The 13,651-nt window shown below is 47.2% G+C and carries 13 protein-coding genes; 9 read left to right on the top strand and 4 right to left on the bottom strand.

What is annotated here, in order from left to right; all coding sequences use genetic code 11:
- Positions 1-34 precede the first annotated feature (34 nt).
- Entirely contained in the window at positions 35-547 is a 513-nt protein-coding gene (locus IZU26_RS09425) for a flavin reductase (RefSeq protein ID WP_239447026.1), read from the top strand.
- A gap of 37 nt (positions 548-584) precedes the next feature.
- Here the strand turns inward: IZU26_RS09425 and IZU26_RS09420 are convergent, their stop codons facing one another.
- Both IZU26_RS09420 and IZU26_RS09415 read right to left on the bottom strand, forming a co-directional pair.
- On the bottom strand, positions 585-1,010 hold the full coding sequence (locus IZU26_RS09420) for an Rrf2 family transcriptional regulator (RefSeq protein WP_310822203.1): 426 nt from the start codon (positions 1,008-1,010) through the stop codon (positions 585-587).
- Positions 1,011-1,222: 212 nt separating this feature from the next.
- On the bottom strand, positions 1,223-2,038 hold the full coding sequence (locus IZU26_RS09415; RefSeq protein ID WP_433278577.1) for a hypothetical protein: 816 nt from the start codon (positions 2,036-2,038) through the stop codon (positions 1,223-1,225).
- Positions 2,039-2,380: 342 nt separating this feature from the next.
- Here IZU26_RS09415 and ilvC point away from each other — a divergent pair, with 342 nt between their 5' ends.
- The 3 genes from ilvC to IZU26_RS09400 all read left to right on the top strand — a co-directional run bounded on the left by ilvC (position 2,381) and on the right by IZU26_RS09400 (position 5,597).
- Positions 2,381-3,370, top strand: a complete 990-nt coding sequence (gene ilvC, locus IZU26_RS09410; protein ID WP_038080996.1) for a ketol-acid reductoisomerase — start codon at positions 2,381-2,383, stop codon at positions 3,368-3,370.
- 35 nt (positions 3,371-3,405) lie between these two features.
- Positions 3,406-4,740, top strand: coding sequence for a GntP family permease (locus IZU26_RS09405; protein WP_433278575.1), 1,335 nt, complete (start codon positions 3,406-3,408; stop codon positions 4,738-4,740).
- 77 nt (positions 4,741-4,817) lie between these two features.
- Positions 4,818-5,597, top strand: coding sequence for an SDR family NAD(P)-dependent oxidoreductase (locus tag IZU26_RS09400; RefSeq protein ID WP_433278573.1), 780 nt, complete (start codon positions 4,818-4,820; stop codon positions 5,595-5,597).
- Positions 5,598-5,696: 99 nt separating this feature from the next.
- On the opposite strand, the gene IZU26_RS09395 is transcribed toward IZU26_RS09400, so the two are convergent.
- Entirely contained in the window at positions 5,697-6,452 is a 756-nt protein-coding gene (locus tag IZU26_RS09395) for a FadR/GntR family transcriptional regulator (protein ID WP_433278571.1), read from the bottom strand.
- A gap of 489 nt (positions 6,453-6,941) precedes the next feature.
- Here IZU26_RS09395 and IZU26_RS09390 point away from each other — a divergent pair, with 489 nt between their 5' ends.
- From IZU26_RS09390 to IZU26_RS09370, 5 genes are all read left to right on the top strand, one after another.
- On the top strand, positions 6,942-8,135 hold the full coding sequence (locus tag IZU26_RS09390) for an ABC transporter ATP-binding protein (protein WP_021330313.1): 1,194 nt from the start codon (positions 6,942-6,944) through the stop codon (positions 8,133-8,135).
- A complete protein-coding gene (locus IZU26_RS09385) occupies positions 8,132-9,079 on the top strand; it encodes an ABC transporter permease (RefSeq protein WP_433278569.1) in 948 nt (315 codons plus the stop codon). Before IZU26_RS09390 ends, IZU26_RS09385 begins: the two co-directional genes overlap by 4 nt.
- Positions 9,076-9,948, top strand: a complete 873-nt coding sequence (locus tag IZU26_RS09380) for an ABC transporter permease (RefSeq protein WP_310822198.1) — start codon at positions 9,076-9,078, stop codon at positions 9,946-9,948. The genes IZU26_RS09385 and IZU26_RS09380 overlap by 4 nt, the downstream gene beginning before the upstream one ends.
- Positions 9,949-10,058: 110 nt before the next feature.
- Entirely contained in the window at positions 10,059-11,123 is a 1,065-nt protein-coding gene (locus IZU26_RS09375) for an extracellular solute-binding protein (RefSeq protein ID WP_433278567.1), read from the top strand.
- A 205-nt stretch (positions 11,124-11,328) separates the two neighbouring features.
- On the top strand, positions 11,329-12,645 hold the full coding sequence (locus tag IZU26_RS09370; protein WP_433278565.1) for an OmpA family protein: 1,317 nt from the start codon (positions 11,329-11,331) through the stop codon (positions 12,643-12,645).
- A gap of 49 nt (positions 12,646-12,694) precedes the next feature.
- On the opposite strand, the gene IZU26_RS09365 is transcribed toward IZU26_RS09370, so the two are convergent.
- Positions 12,695-13,597 carry a M28 family peptidase gene (locus IZU26_RS09365; protein WP_433278563.1) on the bottom strand — a complete coding sequence of 301 codons (903 nt, stop codon included), beginning with the start codon at positions 13,595-13,597 and terminating at the stop codon, positions 12,695-12,697.
- Between the last annotated feature and the right edge of the window lie 54 nt (positions 13,598-13,651).

Raw genomic sequence — 13,651 nt, 5'->3', positions numbered from 1 at the left:
AGATGTGATGATTTAAAATAATTATAATATGGATATGGTACTCTTTCGCGAAATATCGACAGACGATCTTTCGTTTAATCCCTTTTCGAAAGTTTTAAAACAATGGATGCTTATCTCCGCCGGAACCGAAAAAGACTGCAATACGATGACGGCGAGCTGGGGTATGTTCGGCGGCTTGTGGCGAAAAAACGTCGTGCAGATTTTTATCCGGCCGCAGCGCTTTACAAAAACTTTTATCGATTCGTACGATTTGGTAACGCTCTCTTTTTTGCCGGAACGATATCGGGAAGCGCTGAAAATCTGCGGTACGATTTCGGGCCGCGATACGGATAAGTGGAAAAAGGCGGGCATCAGTCCCTATCCGATAAACGGCACCGTCGCCGTAGCGGAAGCCGAACTCGTCATCGTCGGGAAAAAATTGTATTCGCAGTTTTTCGACCCGAAACTTTTTGTCGATAAAACCATCGACGCGGACTGCTATCCCGACAAAGATTACCACGAAGCGTACATATACGAAGTGTGCCGCGTTTTTGAAAAAGCTCGGTAGCGGCATATCGTTTGCGTCTTGTCTATAAAAACACCGTTTACTTCGGCAATTGTACGAATAAGCTCGAAAGCGTTGTTTTACCGAGTTCCGCCTCCATCGCGCCGAACGCGCTTTCCAATACCGGATCGAGGATACGGTGAATGTTTTTCCCTATCGGACATTTTTTATTCGGCTGCGGATGAAAAGCGAATACGTTTTGCGCTTCTCCGCTTTCGTTGATCGCTCGGTATACATCGAGCAGCGTGATCGCATTCGCATCTTTTGTAAGACGCGAGCCGCCGACGCCCGCAGCCGTTTCGACAAGTCCCGCCTTTTGCAGCTGCAATAAAATCTTTCGTATAATAACGGGATGCACGCCCGTACTCGACGCGATAAAATCCGAAGTAACGCGGCATTCGTTTTGAAAATACCGGATGCACAGCAGCGTGTGTATCGCCGCCGTAAAGCGAACACTGATTTTCATAGGCTGAATGTCTCCGGCGCCCTATACTGCAAACCCAAACGATTGAGACAAGCGGCGGCTTCTATAGTAAGCGTTTGATCTTTCATACTTCACACAGTATACCGAAAAACGCCGCAGGCAAAAAGCGCCCGCGGCGAACGGTAACACCGTGCATTAAGAAAGCTGCCCGAAAACCGGAGTGTTCTGACAGCTCCTATCTTCGTCGATCAAATTTATTTTGCGTAAAACATACCCGCGGTCATATCGAGGTAGTTGGGTCCGCCGTACGATCCGTATTTTTCTTGAACCGCTTTTTTAAACGCCGACGCATCCCTATTTTTCAGCGCGATATTTTTAAGGTCGCGAAGGTATGCGATCTTTTGCTTTGCGTCCGAAAGGTCTTCGATCGTGTAGTGCGACGTGAGAATAAAGCCGACACCGCGATTGATATAGTCTTCAAGCTGGGCGATAATCGCATCGGCGTGAGCACTGCCGGCGACAATCGAGTGTACGTCGTGACCGAGCATATGCGTATACACCGCATTGATTTCCGGCAGTTCGATATCGAAGGCATCTTGCGTACGAACGATTTTCAATTCGACGTCCGCGATTTTAAGCGTATCGCCCTCGATAAAGTTCGTCGTCTTATACAGCGATTTGTCGAAGGCTTTGCCGAAAGTCGCGGCAAAGTTGTTCACCAATGCTGCACCTCCGCCGGTATGACCGTACGCGTCCGCATTTTTTGTTGAATAAACAGGCTTTTCCGGCATAAAGCTTCCGCCTGCGGCATGGTAGGCGATGACGGTGCCGGCATAGTCCGCGCCGATATCCCCAATATACTTTGTCAGCTCGGCGATGTTGTCGAAAAAGCACGGAGATTCGATCATAAAAACCTTGCCGTTTTTTTCGATCAAAAAGCATTCGTCGCTCATCGGGTCATTCGTCTTAAACGCATGCAGCTTGATCGCGCCGAAATCGTACACATCCATCGTCCCTTTTGAAAGCTGAACCGTCTTGCAGTCGCGTTTTCCCATTTTCATAGTTTCCATCTTTTTCTCCTTCGGACTGTCCGCCGTCCGTCGCGCTTGCTGTTTCCGCGTACAGTGCGAAAACGAGTCAACCAACACTGCAGTGATGTTCTTTTGTTGTTACATTAAATAATATACGATAGTCTTATTGTAATGTCAATAGAACTTTAAATTTTTTTTATTGAACAAATGAAATCGCTAAGGGGAAAATGCTTTCGGAAATATACGGAATTTTTGTTAAAAACTGAGAAATTTCAATTGACAACCCGATAATCTGTGTTATACTGAATATATCTGATGACAGACATCAGATGCCATATGTCAACAAAGATGGATCGAAAAACTATCGAAGGAGGTTTTGTCATGGCAACAAACATATACTATGACAAGGATGCGGATTTGAAGCTGGTAGCCGATAAAACAATCGCGATAATCGGCTATGGAAATCAGGGACGTGCACAGGCACTGAATATGAGGGATTCGGGATGCAAGCACATCATCGTCGGAAGCAGGGAAGATAGTTCATATGAACAGGCAAAAAGCGACGGCTTTGAAGTATTTTCAATCGCCGAAGCATGTAAAAAAGCAGATATCATTTTTATTTTATTGCCGGATGAATTTGCCCCAGAGATTTTCAAAGAGCAAATTGCTCCCGGACTGAAAAAAGGCGATATCATTAATTTTGCATCTGCATACAATATAACGTTTCATAAAATTACTCCTCCCGAATTCGTCGATATCGTTATGGCAGCGCCGAGAATGATCGGCGACGGCGTACGGCAACTGTATTTACGCGGACAAGGATCACCGGCATTCGTCGGTGTCGCTCAGGACGCGTCGGGCAAAGCGCTTGAATACGGCAAAGCACTTTGCAAAGCGATCGGTGCAACAAAAAAAGGTGCAATCGAAGTTAAATTTATCGATGAAACGATGCTCGACTTGATGACCGAACAAGGTATTTGGCCGATTATCTACCACGTATTCGTAGAAGCATTTAAACTGCATGTCGCCGAAGGACATCCCGAAGAAGCTGTTCTGATGGAAGCGTATATGTCAAGAGAGCCTATGTATATGATGGAAAAGGCAGCGGAGATGGGAATGTTCAAGCAGCTCCCCTTTCATTCACATACGAGTCAATACGGACAACTTACGAATTACGAAAAATTTGATCCGACGCAAATCCGTAAATTTCTCAAAGAAAAATACGACAACATCAAGAACGGCAATTTTGCTGAAGAATGGGAAAAGGAACAAAGAGAAAAGGAATTGGCAACATTAAAATCACTGAGCGATAAAGCGCTCAATTGTGAATTAACAAAGGCGGAAGAAAGAACACTTAAAAAATTAAAGTGATTACCGCGATGTGCAATCGCACATTTGGAGGTTGTATGTCAGAAATTACCAAAATCATTCTGGTACTCGTTATTGCAATCACAGTAATATTGATTTCGATCGTAAAGCTAAAACTGAATCCGACGATCGCTTTGATTTTCGGATGTCTCGTAATGGGACTTGGCTGCGGTATGGGATTGATGGAAACCGTCGAATCGATCGGCAAAGGATTCGGAAATTTGATGGGTGCCATCGGTCTCCCTATCGGACTCGGATGCATTTTAGGAAAACTTCTTGAAGAGAGCGGCGGAGCACGTATCATCGCGGAAACGCTCATAAAAAAGACCGGACAAAAATATGCGCTATTTGCACTGGGCTTCGCAGCATTTTTACTTTCGATTCCCGTATTCTTTGATATCACATTTATCATTTTAATACCGCTCGCAATCGAAATGAGCAAAACGCTTAAAAAACCGTTGCCCTATGCGGTCGGAGCCGTCACAATCTGCGCGGCGGGCGCACATACGCTTATACCGCCGACGCCGAATCCTCTTGCAGCAGCATCCATACTCCATTTTGATTTAGGTATTATGCTTATCGCCGGTGCTGCGGTTTGTCTCGGTGCCTGTCTTTTCGGGCTGATTATCTACTTTAAAATGCTCGATCGAGGATTTTGGAATAAAGAAAAAGACGAAACGGGTATTATCACCGTTGAAAAGGGCGAACCGATTCCTCCGAACGCTCCATCTTTCGCAGCTGCACTTGTTCCGCTGGTACTTCCTGTCATCTGTATTATCTTAAATACCGTAAGCGGTGTGTTCGGCGTCAAATCGGTGTTCATTTCCTTTTTGAGCAACCGGGTGGTCGCCATGCTTTTGGGAACATTGGCGGCATATATTATCGCACATAAAGCATTAAAAAATCGGCTCGGTGATATTGTCGACAGTGCAGTCGCTTCATCCGGCATCGTATTGCTCATCACCGGTGCCGGCGGTTCATTCGGACAAGTGATCAGTCAGACAGGATTCGCAAAACTTGTCGCACAACAATTTACGACAGTCGGCGCATCTCCCGTCATAATCGTGCTGTTCGCATTCGGCATCGCCGTTTTATTCAGAGTAGCGCTCGGTTCCGGTACGGTAGCATCCATCACTACGATGAATATTATGGCCGGATTTACCGGACTTACAGCGCTGCATCCCGTATTCATTGCACTTGCCTGTCTCGCCGGGGGTATCAGTATCGGACATGTGAACGACAGCGGCTTTTGGGTTGTAACGAATATGTCGGGATATACCGTAAAAGGCGGTCTTAAATCGTATACTATCGCCGGTGTATTCCTCGCCGTCTTTACGATGATTGTAGTTCTCGTCGCAGCGATTATCGCATAGCATTTTTTCGAATACGGCCTTGCATGCGTACATAAAACCATGTGAGGCTGTTTAATAATTTATTTTTATAATAAGAAATGAACATACTGCATTCTTTTTCATTAGAAGGTAAGACGGCACTTGTTGTCGGAGGAAGCGGAGGTATCGGGAAGGGTATAGCAGAGGGACTCATCGACGCCGGTGCACGCGTTATCGTTGCCAGCAGAAATTATGCAATGTGTAAAAAAATCGTCAACGATATCGCTCAAAAGACAGGCGCACCTATATTTGCCGCAACACTTGATATAACGCATGTAAAAAAAATACAGCAAGCAATCGATACTATTATCAAACAAACAGGGCAAATTCACATTTTAGTAAATTGCGCCGGCATCAATATACGTAAACCTGCTTTGGAATATACGGCGGAAGATTGGGATATAGTACAGAACACGCAATTAAAAGGCGTTTTTTTTACTTGTCAGAGAATCGCAAAGCATATGATAGAAAATAAGACCCACGGAAAAATTATTAACATTGCCTCAATAAATGCAAAAACTATTGCCCGACCGCATATTGTTTCCTATGTAGCAGCAAAAGCTGCAGTTGTGCAATTAACAAAAGCACTCGCAGTCGAATGGTCGCAATACGGTATCAGGATTAACGCAATCGCACCGGGTTGGTTTGAAACAGAACTCACAAGTGTCTTATTCAAAGATTCAAAAATAAAGGAAGAGATACTTCGTCACATACCGATGAACCGTCTAGGTAATGCCGAAGCTGATATTGCAGGCATGGTAATCTATTATGCATCCAATGCATCCCCGTATACAACAGGACAAACAATATATATTGACGGCGGTTATACGATTATCTAAAATATAACCTATAACAGAGGACGTTGTCTTAATAAATTATCGATAAGTTTCTTCTCCCAAATCGTTTTTAAGATATAATGCATCTTTTCAAAGCATAATTTATTTTTCGAGAGAATAGATGTACCATTTATCAAGCGATTTTTCAATCGCATCTTTTATCGCCTGTTTATCGCGTGCAATCAACGCACCTAAGATCTTTTCATGATCCGCGATAACGGTTTCAGGATATTTTGTGTTTGATGTTATAAGCGTATTGTGAAATAATTCCATTATTGTTTTACCAATGTATGCGATAAAAGAATTATGCGTACTTTCATACATTATCATATGAAATCGTTTATCGAACTCAATCGTCGGTATTTTTTGTGCGAACGCATTTTTTGTAGCGTCTAAATTATTTTTTAACAATTCTATATCACTATCCACTGCATTGTCTATTGCAAGCATACTGCCGGATATTTCAAACATAATTCTAAATTCAAGAAGCTTCTGTCGACTCTCGGTGCTGTTAATAAGCAATAGTTGGAATACAAGCGGATTCAATACGGAAGAATCGATGGAGTCCACGATCTGACTGCCATATCCTTTTCTAATCTTAACGACTCCGAGCGCTTCAAGCATCTTGACCGCTTCTCTTACACTTGACTTTCCGACTCCGATCTTTTCGGACAATTCATTCTCCGATGGAAGAAAATCACCAGGATTTAAAGTTTTATTAATTATTCCTTCTTTGATTTTATCTACAACAAGTTTTGACAAATTCGCTTTTTGTATAGGTGCGAGCCAGCTAGGGGCAGCGTTTTTTTCATCGATTTCCTTTTGTCCCTGTTTTTCAATTTTCTCTTTCGTCGTCATTGTAACAAAAAATATAGCTGATGAAACGGCAAGGGTCAATAACCGGTGTTAGAAAATTATAAAATAAATATAGAGTCACAGGGAACTTCGTGCTAACGCGCTCGTTGCAAGTCCCGCACTGCTCGAAATCGCTCGAGGAAGTCGGGAGTCGAAAAACGGCCAAGCCGTTTTTCTTTTATAGGAGACGCTCGCGATTTCTCCGCACTGCTCGAAATCGCTCTGATAAGTCGGGAGTCGAAAAACGCTTGACGCGTTTTTCTCTCATAGGAGACGCTCGTAAATCCTGCGCACTGCTCGGATTTACTCTTTTTAACTCGAGAGTCGAAAAACGCCTGTAGCGTTTTTCTTTTATAGGAGACGCGCATAATTCCTCCGCACTGCTCGGAATTATGCGCTCTTGCATACCCTATTCCCTTTGTATATAATGTGCCTACATTTGAGCCGTTTTGAGCGCGGCTCTGTCATCCCATTATACCGAGGTTGCTTGAAGTGAAAGGGAGCCGGGTTACCATCGAGCATGTCTCGAAGAGATTCGATAACGATTTTATCGCTCTCGACGACATCAGCATTACAATCGAGCCGGGAGAATTCTTTTCCCTCCTCGGTCCTTCAGGCTGCGGCAAGACGACGCTGCTGCGCATCATAGCGGGCTTCGAATATCCCGACGAAGGCGCGGTACTGTTCGATGAAACGAACGTCGCCCCTCTTCCGCCGGATAAGCGCCATTCGAATACGGTTTTTCAAACCTACGCACTTTTTCCGCATCTTTCAATATACGAAAACGTCGCGTTTCCGCTGCGTTTAAAAAAAGTGCCGAAAGAAACGATCGATGAAAAAGTGAAGCATTACATCCACCTCGTACAGCTCGATCAGCACATCTATAAAAAACCGAATCAGCTGTCGGGCGGACAAAAGCAGCGGGTTGCGATTGCACGCGCGCTGATAAACGAGCCGAAAGTGCTCCTGCTCGACGAACCGCTTTCCGCACTCGACGCAAAGCTTCGCGCAAATCTCCTCATCGATCTCGACAATCTGCACGATAAAATCGGCATAACGTTCATCTACGTGACGCACGATCAAAGCGAAGCGCTTTCCGTATCCGATCACATCGCCGTTATGAATGCGGGGCACGTGCTGCAAGTCGGAACACCCTTCGAAATTTATGAAAGCCCTGCGACGCAATTCGTTGCACAGTTTATCGGCGAAACGAACCTCTTCGAAGCGCAGGTCGTCGATTGCGTGCCGCATCAAACGCCGGGAAAAGATCCCGACTACATGGTTACCTGTTCCGTTCCCGCGCTCGGTCATCAAGCGCCGCTTGCGAGCGATACCGAAGCGACGGCGAGCCTCGACCGCTATATGCAGGTAACCGACTACGGTCCGACGCAAAAGGGACAAAAGGTCGCTTTTACGATCCGCCCGGAAAAAATCCGCATCACGAAAGAACCGCCGGAAACGCACGGCCGCACCGACATCAACGTGTTCAAAGGTATCGTCGAAGAACCGGTGTATTCGGGATTTCAATCGAAGTTTTACGTGCGGCTCGAAAACGGCGCGCTCGTCAAAGTTTTCAAACAGCATACGATTTATTTCGATGACGGACCGGCCATCCAATGGAAAGACGACGTCTATATTTCGTGGGCGGCGGAAGACGGCTATATCGTCGAGGACATACAAAAATGAAAACGACGGATACGAAACCTTCCGCGGCAAAAGACGATACGATCAATCAGGGTACGGCATACGCATGGCCGATGGGCGTTTGGCTTTTTATATTTTTTATCGCGCCGCTGGTCATCATCTTCATCTATAGTTTTTTGAAAAAGGGATTGTACGGCGGCGTCGAAGGGCGGTTTTCGCTCAACGCATACCGTCAGATGTTCAACCCGAATTACGGCATACTCGTGCTGCGGACGCTCAAGATCACGATCGTTTCGACTGCGCTCACCGTACTCGTTTCGATCCCGTGCGGATACGCGATGGCGAGAAGCCGCCGGCAAACGCTTTTGCTTTTTTTAATAATCATTCCGTTTTGGACGAATTCGCTCATCCGCGTTTTCGCGTGGATGTCGATCCTCAACAACGACGGCATCTTAAATCAAATTCTCATATCTCTCGGCATCACAAAAGATTACATACAATTTTTGTACAATCAAAACGCGGTCATCCTCGTTTCCGTGTACATGTATTTGCCGTTCGCCATATTGCCGATCTTTACCGCAGTCGACCGCTTCGATTTTTCGCTGCTCGAAGCCGCGCGCGATTTGGGTGCGAACAAAGTGCAGGCAATGATAAAAGTGCTCATTCCCGGAATCAGAAGCGGCATCGTAACGGCCGTCATCTTTACGTTTATCCCGATTTTCGGCGCCTATGCCGTGCCTCTTTTAGTCGGCGGCAAAGATTCGTATATGCTCGGAAACGTCATCGTCGATCAAGTGCAAAAGACGCGCAACTGGCCGCTGTCCGCCGCTTTTTCCATGATCATAACGCTTATCAGCGTCGCAGGTATTTTATGGATCAGCCGCGCAAACAAACGCGACGCCAAACTCAAATCCTCGAATGTAAAAGATGAGGTCTATTCGGTAAACGGAAACGCTCACGGTTTTACGGGAGGGGTGACAAAATGACGAATATATTTTTTCTGTTATTTCCTGCGGTAAAAAAACGGCGGCAGTCCGAACCCGCGCGGCACGCGAAAAAATCGTGGAAAAAGCGCGCTGCAATATTTTCATTTGCAAATGTAATGCTCGCGCTCACGCTCGTTTTTTTGTTTTTGCCGCTCGTCGTTATCATCACGTATTCGTTCAACGACAGCAAGGGCGCCGACTTTACGCGCCTTTCGCTCAGATGGTACAAAGCGCTCATTTTCGATTCCCGATCATTGTGGGAGGCGCTTTTAAACAGCCTCATCGTCGCTTTTACGTCGGCCGCCGTTTCGACATTGCTCGGCTCGCTCGCAGCGATCGGCTGCAGCTGGTATAAGTTTCGCGGACGGAAATTTGTCGAGGGCGTTACGTATCTGCCGATGATTTTACCCGAAGTCATCGTCGGTATCTCCACGCTCATCTTTTTCAGCCGCGTGCACATACCGCTCGGACTCTTTACGATATTTGCGGCGCATACGACATTTTGTCTGCCCTTCGTCTATCTCATGGTAAAGGCACGGCTCGACGAATTCGATTTTTCGATCATCGAAGCGGCGCACGATTTGGGCGCGACGGAATTGCAGACGCTCGTCAAAGTCGTCGTTCCTTCTCTTTTGCCGGGCATCCTGTCGGGCTTTCTCATCGCGATCACGATGTCGCTCGAAGACTTCGTAATCACCTTTTTCGTGTCGGGACCGGGTTCGACGACGCTGCCGCTGTACGTCTATTCGATGATACGCTTCGGCGTCTCTCCCGTCATCAATTCGCTTTCGTGCGTAATGATCCTTGCAACCTGCCTTATCGCCTTCGCGCTTCGAAAGGGACTCAAAACGGTAGCGGCTTCTCATTAAATATTTTCTTTGCTGCAGCCGGCATTTCGTATCATAATGACAAACGGTACGGTGCATGATGCAAAGACGGCGCACCTTTCGCGGCGCTATTTTATTATTTTGAGGAAACTATGAAAAAAATCATCGACGGCATTTTGATTGCAGCGCTTGTATGCTGCGTTTTCGGTTTTGCATCCTGCTCGAAAGAAAGCGGCGGACGCAAACGATCGAACGTACTCTATCTTTTTACATGGACGTACTACGTGCCCGAAGCCGCACTCCGCCGATTCGAAAGCGAATACGACTGCCGGGTAAAAGTCGATACCTACGACTCAAACGAAGTGATGTATGCAAAGTTCATGGCCGGTGCGTCCGGCTACGATATCGCCTTTCCGTCGCAGGACTACGCGTCGATCATGCTCAAACAGGGTATGCTGAAAGAGATCGATTTGAATCGATTTGAAAATAAAAAATACATCAACCCGCTCGTTCTCGAAAAAGCCGTATACGACCCGACGATGAAGTTCTGCGTTCCGTACTATATGGGAGCGGCGGGCATCGCCGTAAACAAACTGTACTTTTCAAATTACGAGCGAAGTTGGAATATCTTTTCCGACGCGCGCATACGGGGTCATGCGTCCATGATGGACGATATGCGCGAAGTTATCGGAGATGCGCTCGCGTATCGGGGATATTCGGTCAATTCGACGGGCGATGCCGAACTCAAAAGCGCTGCGAATTTAATAATAAACGATTGGAAACCGAATCTTGTCAAATTCGATGCGGAAGGATTCGGCAAATCCTTTGCCGCCGGAGATTTTTGGGTATGCCAAGGGTACGCCGAAGTCGTATACGGGGAAGTCCCTGAAGATAAACAAGCCGACACGATCGACTTTTTTATACCGAAAGAAGGCGGCCCCATGTATATCGATTCGATGGTCATCTTAAAAGGCGCAAAGCATTACGACCTTGCGATGCAGTTTATCGATTTTATCCATCGGCCGGAAATCTATGCGCAATTCCTCGATTGGTTCCGTTTTCCCCCCTCGGTCAACACGGAAGCTGCGAAATATATGACGACGACGCCGATGTATACGACCGAAGAGACGGCACACTGCGAGCTGAAACTCGATATCGGCGAAAACCTTGAAAAGTACGACGAGCTGTGGCAGAAAATCCGCTTTTCGGCGAAATGATTCAGATTGAACGGCGGCTGCTCGGAAATTTTAAAAGCGCATCGATAGCTGCGGAATCTTTCACCCGTGCTGCGGTGCGCTTCCGTGGGGCATTTCAATCAGCCGTTTTTTTCGACGCCGCAGTCTCTAAAAATATGTCCTCTTTCCGCCGATAATGATAGCAACGTATCCCACCGGATGCGCAAAAGTTTTTATCGGAGTTGCCATGTCCTTTTTTTCGATCGATAAAAAAATCCGCTGCTTTATCTGGTGCGCCTTTATGTCCGGCGCGCTCTTGTTTCCGCAGGCGGCGGGAAGCAAAACTTCTGAAAACGAAACGCTTATCACGCAGAGCGTCCCGTCTGCAACTTTATCGTTTAAATATAAAAAAGGCGATTCATACCGCACGCTTTCAAAAGTCCACGAAGACGTTTTCGTCAACGGCAAAGAAAATCATCACGCGGAAATCGTAACGCGCATTTCCGCAAAGATCGTCGACGTACACAACGACGGAAGCGGCGTGTGCGAAGCGACGTTTATGTCTTCCGAAGATTCGACGAGCAGCGCAAACGGCGCGCATTTTTCGTGGGGCGATGAATACAAAAGCGTATTTACGCGAAGTGCGCGCGGCATATACTCGATGGACGATGTGTATTTTATGCCGGTCGTCCGCGATTGCCCGATCTTTCCCGAAACGCCCGTCAAGCCGGGCGACACGTGGAGCGCCGAAGGGCATGAAGCGCACGATCTTCGCCGTACTTTCGCTCTGCAAAAGCCGTTTAAAGTACCGTTTACGGCTTCATACCGTTATAAGGGAATTGTTAAAAATTCCGACGGCAGGATTTTCAACGTTATCGACGTCCGGTACAATCTGTATTTCGAAAGTCCGAAAATCAATGTACGGCAGGGAGATATTTCCGCTCGAACTGCGGAACTGCTCAATCGCCCGAAAATCACGATGGGTCATTCGCATCAAACGCTCTACTGGGACAACGAGCGCGGCGAAATCGATCACTATCATGAAAATTTCAAAATCGTCATCGAAACCTATTACGGCGACACGTTCACGTTTCAAGGGACAGCGGAAGCTGAAGTGACCGAATTCGAGCGCGTCAACGACGACAGCACGATGCAGAAAATTCAAGACAGCGTCGCGGAACTCGGACTCGAAGACGTGTCGGTAAAAAAAGGCGAAAAAGGATTGACGATCAGCCTCGAAAAAATTCAATTTCTTCCCGATTCGGCCGTTCTCCGTGCGAGTGAAAAACGAAAACTCGAAAAGATAGCCGACATCTTAAAAGCGTATAAAAACGATTTGCTCGTTACGGGGCACACGGCGCTGCGCGGAAGCGAAAAAGCGCGGCAAATACTTTCCGAAGAGCGCGCCCAATCCGTCGCCGATTATTTGATCGTCCTCGGGGTACGCGATTCGTATCACGTATTTACGCAGGGAAAAGGAGCGGCGGAACCGATTGCAACAAATCAAACCGAAGAAGGCAGGTCGCGAAATCGCCGCGTCGAAATCACCATCATGGACGAATAGCGCGCCGCTCGTTCGCAAATAATACGGAACGTTCGATCGGCGGGGCATCTCAGCTTACAAGCGTTTTTTCGTCGGCGAGCACATCGAGGATCGATGCGAAAACGAAAAAGCTTTCGGGAGTCAGCGTCCGCTCGGTATCGTTTTCCGTGTTTATCAGCTTCCACGTTTCAGGCACCATCGCCTGTAATTTTAATAATTTTTCTTTCTCTTCGGCATCGCTTTTTGCATCGACGGTATGATTGACAATGTAGTTTTCGAGCGATTTTTCTTTTATGAGCGCGGCGAAGTATTTATCCGCTTCGTCTTCCGGCAGCATCGTCACAGCGACGGCGGGAATGCCGCACGCGATAAAACCCGCATTGTCGCTGTATGCGAACGGAAGCGTAAGCCATCGCCGTGAAGTCGAACGGCGAAGCAGCGCTTCGGCTCTGTCTTCAAGTGCGCCAAAACGCGTCCGAAGGGTATAGGGTACGGCAAGCGGCAAAACCGTTTTGCGAAGGATCGGAATCGTGCCGCGCCCCATACAATCGAACACGTACACGTCATCGTTTGTGATGCCGAGCCGTTTAAAAAGGGAAGCGAGCGAAAACGCGCCTTGAGAAGCGACGCTGCCCGATGCGAACTCTTCACCGTCCGAAAAGAGGAGGCGGACATTGTGAAAATCGAAGCGGCTCGCAAGGCGCTCTGCCCAATCCATGAGACAAAAATTCGCCGCGCTGTTGTCGTTCGCTCCGGGACTTCCGGGGACGCGGTCGTAATGCGCGATCACCGTTTTTATTCGAAACTGAGGATTATACTGCGACGTTGGAAATTTAACATATACGTGATTTTTCCCCGCGACGGGCAATACGACGCTTTCAACGCCGCGCCGTGCAAGGTAGGATCGGATAAACGAACACCTGTCGCAGCCGTCGGTAACGTAATCGGAAAAACCTGAGGGAATACCGTTCATAAGACGGAGTATAGCATAAAAAAAGCCGGAATGCATCGCCGCAGCCGGCTTTCT

Source organism: Treponema sp. SP13, assembly GCF_050938355.1.
Taxonomy (GTDB): Bacteria; Spirochaetota; Spirochaetia; order Treponematales; family Treponemataceae; genus Treponema_D; species Treponema_D socranskii.
Note: the sequence above shows the minus strand (reverse complement) of the source record. Positions and strands in the feature narration are given on the sequence as shown.

Bases quoted from the DNA above. Each gene is read 5' to 3' on its own strand.
- IZU26_RS09425 (WP_239447026.1), top strand. From the start codon at position 35: ATGGTACTCTTTCGCGAAATATCGACAGACGATCTTTCGTTTAATCCC.
- IZU26_RS09420 (WP_310822203.1), bottom strand. From the start codon at position 1,010: ATGAAAATCAGTGTTCGCTTTACGGCGGCGATACACACGCTGCTGTGC.
- IZU26_RS09415 (WP_433278577.1), bottom strand. From the start codon at position 2,038: ATGGAAACTATGAAAATGGGAAAACGCGACTGCAAGACGGTTCAGCTT.
- ilvC (WP_038080996.1), top strand. From the start codon at position 2,381: ATGGCAACAAACATATACTATGACAAGGATGCGGATTTGAAGCTGGTA.
- IZU26_RS09405 (WP_433278575.1), top strand. From the start codon at position 3,406: ATGTCAGAAATTACCAAAATCATTCTGGTACTCGTTATTGCAATCACA.
- IZU26_RS09400 (WP_433278573.1), top strand. From the start codon at position 4,818: ATGAACATACTGCATTCTTTTTCATTAGAAGGTAAGACGGCACTTGTT.
- IZU26_RS09395 (WP_433278571.1), bottom strand. From the start codon at position 6,452: ATGACGACGAAAGAGAAAATTGAAAAACAGGGACAAAAGGAAATCGAT.
- IZU26_RS09385 (WP_433278569.1), top strand. From the start codon at position 8,132: ATGAAAACGACGGATACGAAACCTTCCGCGGCAAAAGACGATACGATC.
- IZU26_RS09380 (WP_310822198.1), top strand. From the start codon at position 9,076: ATGACGAATATATTTTTTCTGTTATTTCCTGCGGTAAAAAAACGGCGG.
- IZU26_RS09375 (WP_433278567.1), top strand. From the start codon at position 10,059: ATGAAAAAAATCATCGACGGCATTTTGATTGCAGCGCTTGTATGCTGC.
- IZU26_RS09370 (WP_433278565.1), top strand. From the start codon at position 11,329: ATGTCCTTTTTTTCGATCGATAAAAAAATCCGCTGCTTTATCTGGTGC.
- IZU26_RS09365 (WP_433278563.1), bottom strand. From the start codon at position 13,597: ATGAACGGTATTCCCTCAGGTTTTTCCGATTACGTTACCGACGGCTGC.